Origin of the sequence: Bradyrhizobium sp. UFLA01-814 (genome assembly GCF_046718885.1) — a bacterium.
GTDB lineage: Bacteria > Pseudomonadota > Alphaproteobacteria > Rhizobiales > Xanthobacteraceae > Bradyrhizobium > Bradyrhizobium elkanii.
The window spans coordinates 64,064-80,877 of sequence record NZ_JAQOSR010000012.1 but is presented as its reverse complement, the minus strand read 5'-3'; the positions used below and the strand labels follow the sequence as shown (position 1 = coordinate 80,877).

At 65.9% G+C, this 16,814-nt stretch carries 18 protein-coding genes; 3 read left to right on the top strand and 15 right to left on the bottom strand.

Annotation, left to right across the window (positions count from 1 at the left end):
- Positions 1 to 94: 94 nt before the first annotated feature.
- Positions 95 to 853, bottom strand: coding sequence for an SDR family NAD(P)-dependent oxidoreductase (locus PMN64_RS06270; RefSeq protein WP_411780076.1), 759 nt, complete (start codon positions 851 to 853; stop codon positions 95 to 97).
- Between the two features lie 37 nt (positions 854 to 890).
- A complete protein-coding gene (locus PMN64_RS06265; RefSeq protein ID WP_411780075.1) occupies positions 891 to 1,460 on the bottom strand; it encodes a TetR/AcrR family transcriptional regulator in 570 nt (189 codons plus the stop codon).
- A 104-nt stretch (positions 1,461 to 1,564) separates the two neighbouring features.
- Between PMN64_RS06265 and PMN64_RS06260 the strand changes: the two genes are divergently transcribed.
- The gene (locus PMN64_RS06260; protein WP_411780074.1) at positions 1,565 to 2,353 is read left to right on the top strand and encodes a crotonase/enoyl-CoA hydratase family protein; all 789 of its coding nucleotides are present in this window, start codon (positions 1,565 to 1,567) and stop codon (positions 2,351 to 2,353) included.
- Between the two features lie 50 nt (positions 2,354 to 2,403).
- On the opposite strand, the gene PMN64_RS06255 is transcribed toward PMN64_RS06260, so the two are convergent.
- Complete coding sequence (locus tag PMN64_RS06255) at positions 2,404 to 2,643, bottom strand: hypothetical protein (protein ID WP_411780073.1); 240 nt, start codon at positions 2,641 to 2,643, stop codon at positions 2,404 to 2,406.
- On the opposite strand from PMN64_RS06255, the gene PMN64_RS06250 reads away from it, so the two are divergent.
- A complete protein-coding gene (locus PMN64_RS06250; RefSeq protein WP_411780072.1) occupies positions 2,642 to 3,427 on the top strand; it encodes a division plane positioning ATPase MipZ in 786 nt (261 codons plus the stop codon). The two genes, PMN64_RS06255 and PMN64_RS06250, sit on opposite strands and share 2 nt — an antisense overlap.
- Positions 3,428 to 3,442: 15 nt before the next feature.
- Here the strand turns inward: PMN64_RS06250 and PMN64_RS06245 are convergent, their stop codons facing one another.
- From PMN64_RS06245 to PMN64_RS06225, 5 genes are all read right to left on the bottom strand, one after another.
- Positions 3,443 to 4,519, bottom strand: coding sequence for a hypothetical protein (locus PMN64_RS06245; RefSeq protein WP_411780071.1), 1,077 nt, complete (start codon positions 4,517 to 4,519; stop codon positions 3,443 to 3,445).
- Positions 4,449 to 5,741, bottom strand: coding sequence for a hypothetical protein (locus PMN64_RS06240; RefSeq protein ID WP_411780070.1), 1,293 nt, complete (start codon positions 5,739 to 5,741; stop codon positions 4,449 to 4,451). The genes PMN64_RS06245 and PMN64_RS06240 overlap by 71 nt, the downstream gene beginning before the upstream one ends.
- Positions 5,742 to 5,870: 129 nt before the next feature.
- Positions 5,871 to 6,605 carry an MFS transporter gene (locus PMN64_RS06235; RefSeq protein ID WP_411780078.1) on the bottom strand — a complete coding sequence of 245 codons (735 nt, stop codon included), beginning with the start codon at positions 6,603 to 6,605 and terminating at the stop codon, positions 5,871 to 5,873.
- Between the two features lie 11 nt (positions 6,606 to 6,616).
- Positions 6,617 to 7,216 carry an MFS transporter gene (locus PMN64_RS06230; protein WP_411780069.1) on the bottom strand — a complete coding sequence of 200 codons (600 nt, stop codon included), beginning with the start codon at positions 7,214 to 7,216 and terminating at the stop codon, positions 6,617 to 6,619.
- Positions 7,217 to 7,355: 139 nt separating this feature from the next.
- The gene (locus tag PMN64_RS06225; RefSeq protein WP_411780068.1) at positions 7,356 to 8,228 is read right to left on the bottom strand and encodes a phytanoyl-CoA dioxygenase family protein; all 873 of its coding nucleotides are present in this window, start codon (positions 8,226 to 8,228) and stop codon (positions 7,356 to 7,358) included.
- A 98-nt stretch (positions 8,229 to 8,326) separates the two neighbouring features.
- Between PMN64_RS06225 and PMN64_RS06220 the strand changes: the two genes are divergently transcribed.
- Positions 8,327 to 9,337 carry a LacI family DNA-binding transcriptional regulator gene (locus PMN64_RS06220; protein WP_411780067.1) on the top strand — a complete coding sequence of 337 codons (1,011 nt, stop codon included), beginning with the start codon at positions 8,327 to 8,329 and terminating at the stop codon, positions 9,335 to 9,337.
- Positions 9,338 to 9,386: 49 nt separating this feature from the next.
- Here PMN64_RS06220 and PMN64_RS06215 read toward each other — a convergent pair whose 3' ends face one another.
- From PMN64_RS06215 to PMN64_RS06185, 7 genes are read right to left on the bottom strand one after another with little or no spacing between them, the layout of a single operon-like run.
- Positions 9,387 to 9,920, bottom strand: coding sequence for an NADH-quinone oxidoreductase subunit B family protein (locus tag PMN64_RS06215; protein ID WP_411780066.1), 534 nt, complete (start codon positions 9,918 to 9,920; stop codon positions 9,387 to 9,389).
- Between the two features lie 12 nt (positions 9,921 to 9,932).
- Entirely contained in the window at positions 9,933 to 11,444 is a 1,512-nt protein-coding gene (locus tag PMN64_RS06210) for an NADH-quinone oxidoreductase subunit C (protein WP_411780065.1), read from the bottom strand.
- 18 nt (positions 11,445 to 11,462) lie between these two features.
- Positions 11,463 to 12,911 carry a hydrogenase 4 subunit F gene (locus PMN64_RS06205; protein WP_028339463.1) on the bottom strand — a complete coding sequence of 483 codons (1,449 nt, stop codon included), beginning with the start codon at positions 12,909 to 12,911 and terminating at the stop codon, positions 11,463 to 11,465.
- Complete coding sequence (locus PMN64_RS06200) at positions 12,908 to 13,570, bottom strand: hydrogenase-4 component E (protein WP_016843065.1); 663 nt, start codon at positions 13,568 to 13,570, stop codon at positions 12,908 to 12,910. The genes PMN64_RS06205 and PMN64_RS06200 overlap by 4 nt, the downstream gene beginning before the upstream one ends.
- A complete protein-coding gene (locus tag PMN64_RS06195) occupies positions 13,570 to 14,526 on the bottom strand; it encodes a respiratory chain complex I subunit 1 family protein (protein ID WP_028334457.1) in 957 nt (318 codons plus the stop codon). Before PMN64_RS06195 ends, PMN64_RS06200 begins: the two co-directional genes overlap by 1 nt.
- Complete coding sequence (gene hyfB, locus PMN64_RS06190) at positions 14,517 to 16,532, bottom strand: hydrogenase 4 subunit B (protein ID WP_411780064.1); 2,016 nt, start codon at positions 16,530 to 16,532, stop codon at positions 14,517 to 14,519. The genes PMN64_RS06195 and hyfB overlap by 10 nt, the downstream gene beginning before the upstream one ends.
- The gene (locus PMN64_RS06185; protein WP_253603054.1) at positions 16,529 to 16,801 is read right to left on the bottom strand and encodes a helix-turn-helix domain-containing protein; all 273 of its coding nucleotides are present in this window, start codon (positions 16,799 to 16,801) and stop codon (positions 16,529 to 16,531) included. The genes hyfB and PMN64_RS06185 overlap by 4 nt, the downstream gene beginning before the upstream one ends.
- Between the last annotated feature and the right edge of the window lie 13 nt (positions 16,802 to 16,814).

The following is a 16,814-nucleotide window of genomic DNA, read 5'->3' as shown; positions in this document are numbered from 1 at the left end:
AGGGTGCGATCTCGACGGACCTTGTCGCACAAGCTGACAAGATTCCGGCAGATCGCAACCTATATTCACGGGTGAGAAGGGCGGCGCAGCGCGTTCAGAACTGCTCCGCCCACGGCCGCAGGTCGAGCTCCAGCGTCCAGGCGCTGCGGTGCTGGTGGTGCAGCACCCAATAGGCGTCCGCGATGGCCGCGATGTTGAGCATGCCATCCGGTCCGCGCTCATCCTTCAATTGCGGACGCATGCTCAGCAGGCGGTCGCCCTCGATCCCGCCATCGACCACGACATGGCCGACATGGATGCCCTGCGGCCCGAATTCCCGCGCCACGCTCTGCGCCAGCGCGCGCAGCGCGGCCTTGGCGGCGGCGAACGGTGAGTAGTTGGCCTTGCCGCGCAGCGAACCGCTGGCGCCCGTAAACACCAGCGTGCCGCCGCCGCGCGCAAGCAAGGCGGGGATCGCGGCCTGAGCGAGCTGGAAACCGCCGAGCGCATGTTCGCGCCAGTGTTCCTCGAAGCGCTGCTCACTGACCTTCAGGAACGGTGCCGGCCGGTTGGAGCCTGCATTGTGCACAGCCATCGCGAGCGGTGCGAGCCTCTCGGCAGCCTCGACGAAGCGCGCAACATCGGCCGCCCTGGAGGCGTCGCCGACCGCGTGCGCGACCGTCGCGCCGCTTGCGGCCAGCTCGGCCGCCGTCGCGGCGAGCTTGTCGGCGTTGCGGCCGGCGATCGCGACGGGATAGCCGCCGGCGGCAAAGCGACGCGCAATCGCGGCGCCAAGGCCGTTCGACGCGCCGACGCCGGCAATCAGCACGCTTCCTTGCACGGCGGTCGGCTCGAGGGCGGATCGGTCGTTCATGGCTCACTCCATCAAGCTGCCCGCGGCGCGGGCAAAATCATTCGTCGGATGCCATCGCGACGATGGCATCGCGCACGGTGCGCAGAACGGCGTCGGACCGCTTCTGGTCGGTGAGGACGCGCGAGATGGCCAGCGCCCCGACCATCGCACTCACGGCGACGATTGCGTTGCTATCGTCATCGTCGCCGAACGTCTCGGCGACCTTGGCGATGAAGGATTCGATGTGCGGTTCCATCACCGCACGGCACTGCGCGTCGGCGCGGCCGACATCCGAGATCAGCGCGCCGATCGCGCAGCCCGACTTGGGCGCGTCGCGATGGGCGCGGCTGAGATAGCTCCGCACCAGTGTGTTGATGTTGACCGGCTTATCGGGACCGCGCGCCGCGTGAGCCGATGCTTCGCCTGCATTCAGCGCCTGTTCCAGCGCCGCGGTGATCAGGTCGGAACGTGAGGCGAAGTGCCCATAGAAACCGCCATGGGTCAGCTTCACCTGCTGCATCAGGCCGCCGATGCTGAGCGCGTCGAGGCCCTTGTCGCGGATCTGCGTTGCAGCCTCGTTCAGAATGCGCTCACGGCTCCTGGCCTTGTCGGCCTGGGAATGGCCCATCTCGCCTGGTCCCTGTTTGACTCTCTTTCTGGATTATGACCATCATGCATCTGGATGACAAGTGTCATCCAGAAATTATCCGGTCACAAAGTACGGAGGAACAGATGTCCGGCAGCGCGAGCGAAGGGCGGGTCCGCCACGAGCGGCACGACCACATCCTCAAGATCATCATCGACAATCCCGCGAAGAAGAATGCCTTCAGCCCGGAGATGATGGCTGAGCTGTCCGACGCGCTGACGCTGCTCGACAATGACGACGGCCTCTGGGTCGGCGTGCTCTGCGCCGCCGGCGGCAGTTTCACCGCGGGTCTCGACATGCCGAAATTCTTCGGCCCGACGGCGACGCGCAAGCCGCTGCCGGAGGGCAACGTCGATCCCTTCGGACTATCGAAGCGCTGCCGGAAGCCCATCATCACGGCGGTGCAGGGTATCGTGTTCACCGTCGGCATCGAGATGATGCTGGCCGGCGATATCGTGATCGCCGCGGACGACAGCCGCTTCTGCCAGATGGAAGCCAAGCGCGGCATCGCGCCGCTGGCGGGCGCGCATTTCCGATATATCAGCCGCGCCGGGTGGGGCGATGCGATGTATCACCTGTTGCTGTGCGACGAGTTCAGCGCCGCCGAGGCGCATCGGATCGGTCTCGTGCAGGAAGTCGTGCCGGCGGGCCAGCAGGTCGAGCGTGCAATGGCGCTCGCGGAGATCGTCGCACGCAATGCGCCGCTTGGAATCCAGGTGACCAAGGAGGCGGGCCGCAAGTTCATCGAGGCCGGCGAGCAGGCGGCGATCGCGATCATCCCGCAGATCCGCGAACGCGTGCTCAACACATCAGATGCGGCCGAGGGCATCAAGTCCTTCGTGGAGCGCCGCGCCGCGGTGTTTCAGGGACGCTAGTCCGGGGCGGCTGGTAACAGGGGCGCTCGCCGCAGCGGCGCTCGCTGCATTCACGATACGTGCCCGGATTGCGGTTGTGACAATGTTGTCGCAGCCGCATCAATTTCAATCACGCCGATCGTGCGACGACTCTTGTCGAGATTCGTCGAATCAGGGAGATTCGAGCCATTCATTAAATTCTGTTTCGTCCTGCTTTCACTCAAGCGTCCGGTATGGATTCCCATGACAAACGCACGAGTAGTAGTTGTCGGAAATAACAAGGGCGGCTCCGGCAAGTCGACAATTGCCATGCACGTCGCCGTCGCGCTGATCAAGGCGGGTCAGCGTGTCGCCACCATCGATCTCGACAACAAGCAGAAGTCGCTGACGCACTACGTCGAGAACCGGCGGGACTGGGCGCGGGAAACCTCGCTGGATCTCGGCATTCCCGCGCATATGTGCTTCGAGACGGTGAGCGGCAGGAGCAGCGAGGTCGAGACGCTCGGGCGCAGCGCGCTCGCCGAGATCGTCGAGCGGCTCGGCCGGTCGCACGAGTTCGTCGTGATCGACTGTCCCGGCCACGACACCTATCTGACGACGTTCACGCATTCGCTGGCGAATACGCTGATCACGCCGCTCAACGACAGCTTCCTCGATTTCGACGTGCTCGGCACTGTCGATCCGAACGACTTCAAGGTGACCGGCATCAGCCACTATTCGAAGATGGTGGAGGAGGCGCGGCGCGAGCGCAGCGCACACGATCAGCCGGCATTCGAGTGGGTGGTGCTGCGCAACCGTCTCTCCACGCTCGGGTCACGCAACAAGCGCCTGGTCGGCGAAGCCTTGAGCGAATTGTCCAAGACGCTGAATTTCCGCCTGGTCGATGGCCTGGCCGAACGCGTGATCTTCCGCGAATTCTATCCGCGCGGACTGACCGCGATCGACGACGTCAGCCAACTCGCACTCGGTGGCCGGCCGACCATGTCGCATGTCACCGCACGGCTCGAGATGGAGCGGCTGATGACCGCCATCATGCTCGGCCATCTGGTGGCGCGCCCGCCGGAATCCTCCGACGCCAGCCGCGACGCGGCGTAAGGCGACGTCAGGCCGCTAACGGCAATGGGCGTTGCCGGCGTCGGCGACGGTCAGGAACGTGATCGTTGCAGGTGCGAAGACGATCGTTCCGGCGACAGCCGCGTCGCCGTTCAGGACTGGGATCCTGTCAGCGGCTCCTAGCAAAAGCGTCGCGCCATTGAGCTGAACGTTGCTGTCGGCAGGCTTTGCGCTCGTGAGCGTGTAGCGTTGCGAGGCGGCTGGCAGTATGAGCTTGCGCTGTTTTCGCCGATCACTGTTGATGACGAGCAGGGCTATTCCATCAGGCATGTCGCGCGCGCAATGCGCATAAACATGGAAGCCGGATTGCTCGGCGACACCGGCATCGAGCACAATGGTCCCCATCAACCGTCGCCATAGCAGCGCCGCCCAATAATTCGGCCGCGGCAGATGGGTTCGTTCGTCGAGCAGCCCGTAGTCGCTCGCGGCCAGCGTGTTATGCATCACCACCTGAACGCCAGCCTTGGCCAGCCGTCCGAGTTGATCGAGGTAACGGAACGTGTCGGTGAAGGTCTTAGCCCAGCGATTGCCGCCGCACGCGGTGTCGGCCGTCTCGGTCAGCCAGATCGGCTTTCCCGGTGCAAGCTGGTCGCGCAGCGTCTCGTAGAGGGCAAGGCTCTTGCCGGCTCGCGCCAGCCATTCGTCCGACAATGCATGCCTTGCCTTGCGATCGCCGCCGCATCGGGCCGACAGCGCGCCATAATGATGGTAGGAGACCGTGTCGATGCCGGCTGCCGATGCGGCGAAGAGCGCTTGGGCCTCAGCGCCGGCGCCGATCGTGCCGGGGCCGAAGATCGTCACGTCGGGCGCGGTGTCCTTCATGAAGGCGCGGAACGCTGCAAAATCCCTGCCGTAGGCCGCGGCATCGTAGCCGTCAGGGGCGCCGCCGATGGTCGGCAGATCGGGCTCATTCATGAACTCGGCTGCGGCGATACGCCCGCCTGCGGATCGCGTGAACGCGAGAAGTTGCCGGGCCTGTTCGGGGCTCCATTGCCCCGTAGCGTCACGCGCGCCCGCGCTGATCGCAAAGGACGTGACGATCGGAGCGTCGACGGCGCGCGAGAACTCGATCACGTCCCGCCACTGCTGTCGCGTCAGCACGCCGTTGAAGCCGGTCGGCGGCGCTGATGGCGGCGGGTCGAGATCCGCAAAGAACGTGCTGTTGGCCCAGGTCCCGCTGACGCGTAGATAGGCGGGGGAGAGCGCGGCGGCGAGCTTGCGCAGCCTGCCATCGTGCAGGTCGATCGGAGCGCGAGCCGCGAACCGCTCCGTTTCCGCACGCCGACGCGTGCCGGCGGTTGCATAAGGCTTCCAGAACCGTCCGCCGGTCACCTCGACCATTTCGATGTTGTAGGACTGAAAGCGCGGGTCGATGGTCGCAACGCGCGGCAGGGTCGCGACATTCAGGAGCAGCTCTGCCGCGGCTGCCTTCGTATGCGCGAAGGTTGCCATGGCCGAGACGGCGACGAGGCATCGAAGCGGATAAGCCCAGCGGTCGCGCACGGGTCCTCGCGGCATTCCGGATTGTGGCGTTCAGGATGCCGCCGCGGCGGGTTTGAATCAATGCGGGAGCGGGCCTCGCGGCTCGTTCGCGATGCGATCCCCACAGCGCGCGGATCAAGTCCTTCATGGCCAGCGCGTCCTGCCAGCGGTCGGACAATTCCCTGCCGTCGGGCCCGGTGATGGCATAGGGCGGGGGACCGAGCTCGCACAGGAAGGTCAGGGTCGCGTCGGGCCCGGCGCGCTTCCGCCAGGAACGGATAGCGTAGTCCCACCAGCCCATGAACAGCGACACCCAGCCCTGGTGCTGCGGAAAGCCGAGCGAGACCTGCACCTGCTCGCGGCTCGCGATGCGGCCGTGGATGCCCCAGGCGTTGTCGAGGATGCGATGGATCATCGCGTGGTTGACGTCGTCGACCGGCCAGGCGAATTCGCGGCCGACCAGATAATGCGAGAGATCGGCGGTCAGCCGCAGATCGGGAAAGCAGTCGAGCAGGTCGAGCATGAAGAACAGGTCGGTCGTCATGCGGTCGCGATGGGTCTCGACATGCACGGCGACGCCGGCCTCCGCGGCAAGCCGCCGCCAGCCTTCGAGCAGGGGAATGCAATCTGTGAGCCGGCGCGGCCGAGCGTCCGGCTGCAAATTGACATGATCGGCGCCAAGCCGAGCGACCAGCTCGAGCACCGGCTTCAGGTCGTCGACGCTCTTCGGATAGCATTGCGCCTGCCAGATCATGCCATGCGCGCGAAGGAAGTTCGTCACCTCGCGCGCGAAGGCAGGATCGATGAAGCGCACGCCGGCGCCGTCAAATCCGGCATCGCGGATCATCGCGAGCTGGGTGTGCAGCGGCCATTCGCCCTCATCAGCCAGCCGCCGCTCCATCGCCCAGAGCGACTGCAGGACACGCAGTTGCTGCGCCACAGGTCAGGCCCGCGCCGGGATCGCCGCGGGCAGCTCGGCCTGTTCGCTCGCGTCGGCGTCGATGTTCTCCTGGTAGGTCTCGGGCCCGATCCAGATCGCGACGACGGTGCAGGCCGACAGGAACATCGCGTAGCAGGCGACCGGCCACCAGGTGCCGTAGGCTGCCACCAATGCGGTGGCGACGAACGGCGCCGGGCCGCCCGACAGCAGCGAGCCGAGCTCGCGCGCGAAGGCAAAGCCGGCGAAGCGGCGTTGCGGCGGGAACAGCTCGGCGAAATACGCCGCCTGCGGCCCGAACATCGCCGCCGTCACCACGGCGCGCGCCAGGATGAAGGCGAGCGCGATCATGATCCACTCCTTGGTGCCGACCATCCAGAAGAATGGGAAGGCGAGCGCCACGCCGGCCAGCGCGCCGAACATGTAGACCGGCCGCCGTCCGATCCGGTCCGACAATGCCGCGAAGCCGAGGATCGCGAACAGTTCGACCGTGAATGCCAGCATCAGCGCGCTGAGCGCCTCGGCTTTCGGCACGCCGAGCGTGGTGATCACGTAGCTCAGCCCAAACACCGGGAAGAAATAGCCGAGCCCGTTTTCGGCCATGCGGGCGCCGAGCACGACGAAGAAGTTGCGCGGATGCCGGCGCAACGCTTCCATCGCCGGATTGCTTTCGACCTTGCCGCGCGCGACCACCGCCTCGGTGTAGACCGGCGTCTCGGTGATGCGCATGCGGACGAAGATGCCGACGACGATCAGGAGGAAGCTCGCCAGGAAGGGCAGGCGCCAGCCCAGCTCATCAAATCCTCGCGCGGCAGCATGGTCACCAGCGCGAAGGCGCCGGCCGCAAGCAGGTTGCCGACGGAGACGCCGAGCGGCGCGAAGCCGCCCCAGAAGCCGCGATGCTTCGGCGGTGCGTTCTCGACCAGATAGATCACCGCGCCGCCATATTCGGCGCCGGCGCCAAGGCCCTGGATGACGCGCATCGCGACCAGGAGGATCGGCGCCCAGATCCCGATCTGCCCATAAGTCGGCAGGAAGCCGATCGCGGTGGTGCCGATGCCGATCATCAGGAGTGTGGAGACCAGCACCGGCTTGCGGCCATAGCGATCGCCGAGGATGCCGAATAAGAGGCCGCCGAACGGCCGCACCACGAAGCCGACGCCGAAGGTCAGGAACGACAACAGGGTGCCGACCACCGGATCGCTCTTCGGAAAGAACAGCTCGCCGAACACCAGCGCCGCTGCGGTGCCGTAGAGGAAGAAGTCGTACCATTCGAGCGCGGAGCCGATGCTTGCGGCCAGGATCACACGCAGGCGCGATGTGCGAGCGCCATCTCTTGCCATCTCGGTCATTCGTTTCCCCGTTATGTCTGTTTTTATGGTCGTCTTGATCGGGCACGATCTCCGCGCAAACGCGTTCTGCGTTGTCGCGGGGGATCGTGCTCGTGAAAGCAGCAATGCCCGCGGCCTGGCCGCGGGCATTGCTCAGGTCTCAGGCGGCGCGCGTGAAGTAGGATTTCTTCGACGCCGACTGGGTCTCGTAGATCGATCCCTGCCGTTTCGCCGGCGGCAGGGGCATCCGCACCGGCACGTCGGTGAGCCGCGGCGCGACCACCGGTGGACCCGCCAGCAAGCGGCTGTTGAACTCGTCGAAGTCCTTCACGCCCATCAGCGGCCAGGCGTCGCTGGCGGCCACTTCATAGAGCAGCAGGTTGCGCGGCCGGTTCGACGTGTTGGTCGCCGAGCCGTGCAGCGCGCGCACGTGATGGAACGACATGTTGCCGGCCTTGCCCATGCAGGGCACCGCGCGCTTGATGTCGTCCTGGATCTGGTCGGGATCGATCAGGCCTGCGAAGTGGCCGTCCTCGCCGTGATGATCCCACATCGTGGCGCCGGTGTGCGATCCGGGCGTCACCAGCATCGGACCGTTCTCGATATCGCAATCGTCGAGCAGCACGCCGATCGCGAGGATGTTGTCATTGGTGTGCGGATAGAATGCCCAGTCCTGATGCCACTCGACCGGCGAGCCGTATTGCGCCGACTTCATGTTGAGCTTGGAGCCGTGCAGGCGAAGGCCGGGGCCGATCAGCTTGGTGAGGATCGAGATCACGGCCGGGCTGCGGACGATCTCGTCGAAGATCGGATGCACCTTGTGCGGCGCCTTGATGCGGCGGACGCGCGGGGTCTCCGGCGTATGGCCCGGCTCGAGATCGTAGACGTCGGTGTGCTCGCTCACACTGGCGGCGCCGGCCACCAGTTCGGCGAGCACCGTGCGCATCTTGCCTAAGGTCTCCTGGTTGAGCACCTCGGGGACCACGATCACCCCGTCGCGCTTGTAGGCCTGGGCCTGCTCGTCCGAAATCATGCCGTTTCTCCCTTTTTGTTTCATGTTAGCGCTAACATGGAACGATGCTAGCGCTAACATTATGGCTTGGCAATCCGGAATCGGGCAGGCTCCGCCCCATGAGCTCCGAACTGACCGCCCCCGCGACCGGCCCGGCCGGTGCCGCGCCCACCCTTTCAGAGGTGGCCAAGCGCGCCGGTGTTTCCTCGATCACGGTGAGCCGGGTGGTGCGGATGCCCGACCTGGTTGCCCCGGAGACCCGGGCGCGGGTCGAGCGGGCGATGCGCGACCTCGGCTATGTCCCGAACCTGGTGGCTGGCGCGCTGGCGAGTGCACGGACAAATTCAGTCGGCGTGCTGGTGCCGACCATCGCCAACGCGATCTTCGCCGACACGGTGCAGGGCCTGTCCGACAAGCTCGAGCCGCTCGGCTTCTCCGTGATCCTGGCGCAGTCGCGCTATGATGCGGCGCGCGAGGACCGCATGCTGGCGGCGCTGCTGTCGCGGCGGCCCGAGGCGATCATTATGGTCGGCTCGCCGGCGACCGAGGAGGGCAGCCGCCTGCTGCGCAATGCGCGCATTCCGATCGTCGAGACCTGGGATCTGCCGGCAAACCCGATCGACGCGGTCGCGGGCTTCGACAATTACAGGGCCGGTGTCGCGGTCGCGAAGCATCTGGTCGCGCAGGGCCGCAAGCAGCTCGCCTTCATCGGCGGCGACGATCCGCGCGGAACGCGCCGCTGGTTCGGCTTCAGGGACGAGGCACTGGCCAGCGGCCTTGCCGAGCCGCGCCGGTTGATCCTGGACCGCAAGGATTCCGGCAGCGTGGCGGCGCATGCACGCCTGCCCGATGTCGACGCGGTGTTCGCCGCCAACGATGCCCATGCGATCGGCTTCATGTCGGGACTGCGCAAGGCCGGGCTGCTGCGCGACGGGCCTGCATCGGCGCAACCGGTCGCCGTGATCGGGCTTGGCGATCTCGAAATGGGCCAGCTGATCTCGCCGACCCTGAGCACGATCAGCGTGCATGGCGACGCGATCGGCCGCACCGCGGCGACGCTCACGCTGGAGCGCGGCGGCGAGCGCCGCGTCGATCTCGGCTTCGAACTGGTGCTGCGCGACAGCGGTTAGCGCGCCTCGCCCACGGTGCGCGCGGAGGTGCTCGTTTCTTTCCGTGCTTTCACCTTGCCGCGACCCCGGAGTCGACCGCCTCGAGCAAGGTCACGAGGCCCCGCAGGATGGCGATCGGCGAAGGCGGGCAACCCGGAATGTGGAGATCGACCGGAACAATCGTGGAGACTCCGCCAACCACCGCGTAGCTGCCGGCGAAGCATCCGCCATCCCTTGCGCAATCGCCCGCAGCGACGACCCATTTGGGATCCGGCGTCGCACGGTATGTGCGCTCCAGCGCCTCGCGCATGTTCTTCGTGACCGGACCCGTGACCAGCAGCACGTCGGCGTGACGGGGCGAGGCGACGAACCGGATTCCAAACCGTTCGACGTCGTAATACGCATTGCTTAACGCGTGTATTTCCAGCTCGCATCCGTTGCAGGAGCCTGCATCAACCTCGCGGATCGAGAGGCTGCGGCCGAGGCGTCGTCGTGCGGTGCGGCCGACCATGGCCGCGAGGTCCGCGAGCGCAGCATCGTTCGGGCGCGGCGCCTGTTCCGTCAATGGCTGGCGAAACAGGCTCTGGAACAGAAGTTTGCGCATCGCCTCAAGCCCTCAGAGATCCTGCCCGGAATAGGAGCAGTTGAACGACTTATTGCAGAGCGGGAAGTCCGCCACGATGTTGCCTTCGATGGCCGCCTCGAGCAGCGGCCACTGAAACCAAGACGGATCGCGCAGATGGCATCGCTCGATCCGATCGCCGTTCAGGCGCAGCCAGGCCAGGATGTCGCCGCGGAAACCTTCGACGAGGGCCATGCCCTCGCAAGGCTCTGCCGCACCGCGCAGTGGCACTTTCACCGGGCCGGCCTCGAGGCCAATGAGGATCTGGTACGCCAGCGCAAGACTCTGCTCAACCTCGCGGATCCGGATCCAGACCCGGGCGTTGACGTCGCCGTCGCTGAGGACGGGGACTTCGAAGCGGAGACCATCATAGGGGACATAGCCGGGCCTGCGTCGGGCGTCATGGTCGCGGCCGCTCGCACGCCCGACATAGCCACCGGCGGCGAATTGCTTTGCGAGTGCCGGGGTTACGATGCCGGTGCTGACGGTGCGGTCCTGCAACGAAGCGGTGTTGTCATAGAGCTCGACCAGCGCAGGGAAATGCCGGCGGATCTGGTCGAGTACGGCCCGGATTGCGTCGGCTCCATCGCCGGCGATATCGCGCGCGACGCCGCCGGGAACGACGAGGTCGCGCATCAGGCGGTGGCCGAATGCAGCGTCGGCGGCGCGCAGCACGGATTCGCGCAGCACGGCGCAATGCGCCTGCATCAGCGCAAATGACGCATCGTTGCAGATCGCGCCGATATCGCCGAGATGATTGGCCAGTCGCTCGAGCTCGGCCATCAGCGCGCGCAGCAACAGCGCGCGCGGCGGCACGGCAATCCGTTGCGCGGCTTCGACCGCCTGCGCGAACGCCAGCCCATAGGCGACCGTGCTGTCGCCGGAGACCCGGCCGGCAAGCCGCGCGGCCTGCTCGACGGTGCTTCCGGCCATCAGCCCTTCGACGCCCTTGTGGGTGTAGCCGAGCCGCTGCTCGAGGCGGACCACCGTCTCTCCGCTCGCGGTAAAGCGGAAATGCCCGGGCTCGATGATGCCGGCATGCACCGGACCGACCGCGATCTGATGCAGGCTGTCCCCCTCGGCCGGGAGGAATTGATAAGGCGCTGCGTCCGCTGATGCATCGTGACGTTCACCCAGCGGGAAGCGCGTTTGCCAACGGCCATGATCGAGCCAGGGACGCGGATCCGGTGTGCCCATGGGCTGCAATCCGAACAGGTCGTGGAGGGTGCGCTCCAATCGAAGCGCCGGCGGATGATGGGCCGCGACCGAAGGAAATTGGCGATCGGGACAATCCAGGCTGATCACGCCGATATCGGACGTGCGGTCGTCGAGGATGGCCATGTGCACGCGCGACGGCTCACCCCACAGTCCGAGCAGGCTCAGGCCGCCATCCGCAAATGCGTGAGCGGCGGTGCGCCAGGTTTCGCCGTCCACCACGGCGCGCGGCCATGGATGATGCCGTTCGATCCTGTGGCCGGCCCGGATCAGATCGATCAACCTCGGCATATCCCGTTCTCCCTCGCGCTAACCCAGCAGGTTGGCGACGTGCTGGAACCAGACGACCAGCGGTCCCGGAAGGTAGATGCCCGCAGACAGCACCAGCGCGAAATGCGCGAACATCGGCAAATAGGACGCATCCGCCGGCGCGGCATTGCCGCGCGGCTCGCCGAACGCAAGGCTGGTCAGGCGCAGGATCAGCGCGCCGAAGGCGAGCAGCAGGCCGAACACCAGCGGGATGGCGAGCAGCGGCTGGCGCGCGAAGGTGGAGCTGACGATCAGGAATTCGCTCATGAAGATACCCAGCGGCGGCAGGCCGGCGATCGCGACCACGCCGATCACGAGACTCCAGCCGAGTGCCGGATGCGACTCGGTCAGGCCGCGAATGTTGGCGATCCGCTGCGTGCCCTTCACCTGTGCAATGTGGCCGACCGCGTAGAAGATTCCCGACTTGGTGAGGCTGTGCATCACCATGTGGAGCAGGCCGGCAAAGTTGGCGAGCGGTCCACCCATGCCGAACGCAAACACGATGATCCCCATATGCTCGATCGAGGAGTAGGCGAACAGCCGCTTGATGTCGCGGCGGCGGTAAAGCATGAAGGCCGCGAACAGCAGCGAGGTCAGCCCCATCGTCACCATCAGCGGTCCGGGCGATATCGCATCCGGATTGGCGGCGAGCAGGATCTTGAAGCGGAGCACCGCGTAGAGCGCGACGTTGAGCAGCAGGCCGGAAAGCACGGCGGAAATCGGGGTCGGGCCCTCGGCATGCGCATCCGGAAGCCAGGCGTGCAGCGGCGCCAGGCCGACCTTGGTGCCGTATCCGAGCAGCAGGAAGATGAAGGCGACGTTGAGCAATGCCGGGTCGAACGTCGCCGCACGGCTGATCAACACCGTCCACACCATGGCGTCCTGACCCTCGCCGACCACCGGCAGCGCCGCCATGTACACCAGGATCGTGCCGAACAGCGCCAGCGCGATGCCGACGCTGCCGAGGATGAAATACTTCCAGGCCGCTTCCAGCGCCGCATGGGTCCGGTAGATGCCGACCATCAGGACGGTGGTGAGCGTGGCAACCTCGACCGCGACCCAGATCAGGCCGATATTGTTCGACACGAATGCGAGGTTCATGCCGAACATCATCACCTGATACATGGCATGGTAGAATCGCAGATAACCCGGCGTCAGCCGCCCGGTCTCGAGTTCGTGGGCGATATAGCTTGCGCTGAACACGCTCGTGGTGAATCCCACGAAGGTGTTGAGCACGATGAAGACGATGTTGAGATCGTCGATCAGCAGGTACTGGCCGGGTTGCGGGCGCTCGACCACGAGCAGCGAAAGCGCGGCCAGCAAGGTGCCGAGACTGGCCACGATATTGAGACCGGCGGTCAAGCGGTAGCCGGGCAGCGCGGCCAGCACCGCCGCGGCGGTGATCGGTATCAACAGAACCCAGGTGACGGCATCCGACGCGGCAGTCATCGGCGCTCCCCCCTGAATTCATCGAGCGCGCCGACGTCGACGGTGTCGAACCGCTCGCGAATGCGGAACAGGAACACGCCGATCACGATGAATGCGATCAGGATCGAGAACGCGACGCTGATCTCCACGACGAGCGGCATGCCCTTGGCGCCGGTCGCGGCCAGCACCAGGCCGTTTTCCAGCGACATGAAGCCGACGACCTGGCTGACGGCGTTGCGCCGCGTCACCATGACGAGCAATCCCAGCAGCACCACCGACAGCGCGAAGGCGAGGTCTTCCCGCGCCAGCGGATCGGCCGCGCCCGTGACGCGCAGCATCAGCACCATGGACAGGGCGACGAGCCCCATGCCCGCAAGCATGGTCGGACCGATGCTCACCGCGGTCTCGATATCGCGATGAATGCCGAGCTGCTTGATGATGCGATGCAACGCCACCGGGATGACGATCGCCTTGAAGACCAGTGCGATGGCTGCGGTCACGTAGAGATGCGGCGCATTCTGGATGAAGGCCTGCCAGGCGACCGAAGCTGCGAGCACCACGGCATGAAGTGCGAAGATGTTCAGCAGCGCATACAGGCGGTCCTGGTACAGCATCATGAAGCTGATCAGCACGAGCCCGCCGGCGAGCAGATGGGCGATGTCGAAGGCGAGGTTGTGCATCAGAAGCCCCGTGACACGAACCGAAGCAGCGTGCCGAGCAGGCCGAGCATCAGCGCTGCGCCGAGGAATTCGGGGACGCGGAACACCCGCATCTTGGCCGTCGCGGTCTCGAACACGGCAAGCAGGAAGCTCGCGACCGCAAGCTTGAGGATATAGGCGGCAACGCTCACCAGATAGGACAGCGGCCCCGCGCCTTCCGTGGTGATCTGCCACGGAAAGAACACGCAGATGATCAGGGAGATGTAGAGCAGCAGCTTGAGGAAGGCGCCGAACTCGATCATGGCGAGGTGACGCCCGGAATATTCGAGGATCATCGCCTCGTGCACCATGGTCAGCTCCAGATGCGTCGCCGGGTTGTCGACCGGGATGCGCGCGTTTTCGGCGAGCGCCACCATGATGAGGGCGATCATCGCCATGCCGAGCGAGACGCGCAGTCCGACTTCCGACGACGCCATGAAGGTCGCGACCGTCGACAGCTGCGTCGAGCCGGCAATCAGCGCGACGCAGAACACCATCAACAGCATGGCCGGCTCGGCGAGCGCGGCGATCATCACCTCGCGGCTGGAGCCGATGCCGCCGAAGCTGGTGCCGACGTCCATGCCGGCAAGCGCGAGGAAGAAGCGCGCGCTGCCGAGCAGGGCGACGATCGCGATCAGGTCGGCGCTCCAGTTGAATTGCAGGCCGGTCGCGAATGTCGGGACCAGCGCCGCCGCGACCCAGATGGCCGCAAACGTCACGTATGGCGTGACGCGAAACAGCCAGGACGCGTTTTCGGCGAGCACGACCTCCTTGCGCAGCAGCCGCAGAAGGTCGCGGTAGGGCTGGAAGATCGACGGCCCTTTCCGCCGCAACAGTCGCGCCTTGATCTTGCGCACGACGCCGGTCAGCAGCGGCGCGAGCAGCAGCACAAGCGCCATCTGGCCGAGCTGAACGAGGATGTCCGAGATCACGACCATATCGCGAGCGCCAGCAGCAATGTGATGAGGGTTGCGAACACCAGGCTCAGGTAGCGGCGGATGGTCAGGAACTGGAGCTGGTTCAGCCGATCGGCTAAAAACCACACGGCTTCCGCCACGGGTGTGTAGAGCCGCTCCCAGACCAGGTCGTGCATATCCACCCTGAGGCGGGCCGGCCGCAGTTCGCCCGGCGCCGGCATGTCGACATGCTCGCGGGCCTGGAAAACCAGCGTGCCGAAGACGCGGCGGATCGGCTGCACAAAGCTCACGCCGGAATACTGCGCCGCCGGTGTCGGGTCGGCGAAGCCGCAACCCCAGGCCGGTCCGCGCCGGATCGCGCGCGACGCAAAGCGATGGATGAAGTACACCGCGAGCGACGCTGCGGCGGTGATGAACGCAAAGACGAGCAATCCGTTGTAGGAACTGCGGCTCTCCTCGATCGGCACGATCGAGAGCCAGGGATCGTTCATCTGGACCGGCATCCGGTGGCCGATCACGGCCTGCGCAACCGGCGAGAGCGCGTCGATCACCAGGCCCGGCAGAATGCCGGCGAGGAAGCAGAGCACGGCGAGGCTGAACATCGCGGCGAGCGAATAGCGATCGACTTCGCCGGCGGCTTCCGCGGCCGGGCTCCGCGCGCGGCCTAGAAATGTGATTCCGAAGGCCTTGACGAAGCATGCGGCGGCGAGCGCCGCCGCCAGCGCCAGCAAGGCGCCGACCGCGGGCACCATGATCTTCAGCAGCCATTGCGGCAGGTCGGGGCTCTGCAGGACGGCCTGAAACATCAGCCATTCCGACACGAACCCGTTGAACGGCGGCAGCGCGGAGATCGCGACGCAGCCGACCAGAAAGACGAAGCTCGTGAGTGGCATGCGGTGGATCAGGCCGCCCAGCTTCTCCATGTCGCGTTCGCCGGTCGACGTCAGCACCGCGCCGGCCCCGAAGAACAGCAGGCTCTTGAAGAATGAATGGTTGAGCACGTGGAACAATGCGGCCGTGAAGGCGAGGGCCGCCGCGAGGCCAAGGCCGTTCGCCTGAAATGCCAGCGCAAGGCCGAGGCTTGCGAAGATGACGCCGATGTTCTCGATCGTGCTGTAGGCGAGCAGGCGCTTGAGATCCTTCTCCATCACCGCATAGAGGATCCCCATGACTGCGGTCGCGCCGCCAAGGATGAGAACCACGACACCCGCCGACCAGCCTGGCGGCCCGAGCAGATCGAACACGACCCGGATGAATCCGTAGATCGCGACCTTCGTCATCACGCCGCTCATCAGCGCCGAGACGTGGCTCGGTGCGGCGGGATGAGCCAGCGGCAGCCACACGTGCAACGGGATCAGGCCGGCTTTCGACCCGGCGCCGAGCAGCATCAGCGCGAGCACCAATGCGGCCTCGGACGGGGTGTGCTGGGCGGCGCGGATGGCCGCAAAGCTGTAGTTGCCGCCGGCTCCCGCCAGCAGGCCGAAGGCAAGCAACAGGGCCAGCGTCCCGAAGCTTGCCATCACGAGATAGACGTAGCCTGCACGGGCATTGTCGGCGTCACGGTGATGCGCCATGACGAGCGCCCATGAGGCGAGCGACATGAATTCCCAGCATAGCAGGTAGGTGAACGCATCGTCGGCGAGCACGACGAGATTCATCCCAGCGAGGAACGCCGGGAAAAACGGAAGGATGCGCTGTGGCGCGGATTCGTGGCTGCCGTAACCGAGGCCATAAAGACTTGCGGCGGCACCGCCGAGATTGACCACGACGAGAAAGAATGCGGCGAGCGCATCGAGGCGGAAATGCGATCCCAGCCATGGCAAGCCGATCGGTAGTATCAGTTCGGTCGAGCCGGTGTGGGCGATGAGCGCGAGCAGGGCCCCGGCCAATGCGACCAGCGAAATCGCAAAGGTCGCGCCGTAGACGATGGCTGTCGATTGGCGCGATCGGCGCGTTGCAATCGCGAGAGCGGTCGTTCCCAGCAGCGCGGCTACACACCAGATCTGCTGAGTGACCGCCGGGATCATGTCCGCACCTTCGGTGAGCCTGATCCGGCCTTCAATCGCACCCCGCGGCCGCCGCCGCTGCTGACGGCGCCCTCATTGATGACCTCGACGCCGGCCGTGCCGAGCGCGTCGATCAGTTTCACGAGCGAATCGACGTTGCCGCGAATGGTACCTTCGCTCGCCTCCATCCGCTGGATGGTCGGCACCGAAAGTCCGGACAGCTCGGCGAGCTGTCGTTGGTCGATGCCAAGCAAGGCTCTGGCAGCTCGTAGCTGCGCCGCGGTGATCATCGATTGATGGCCG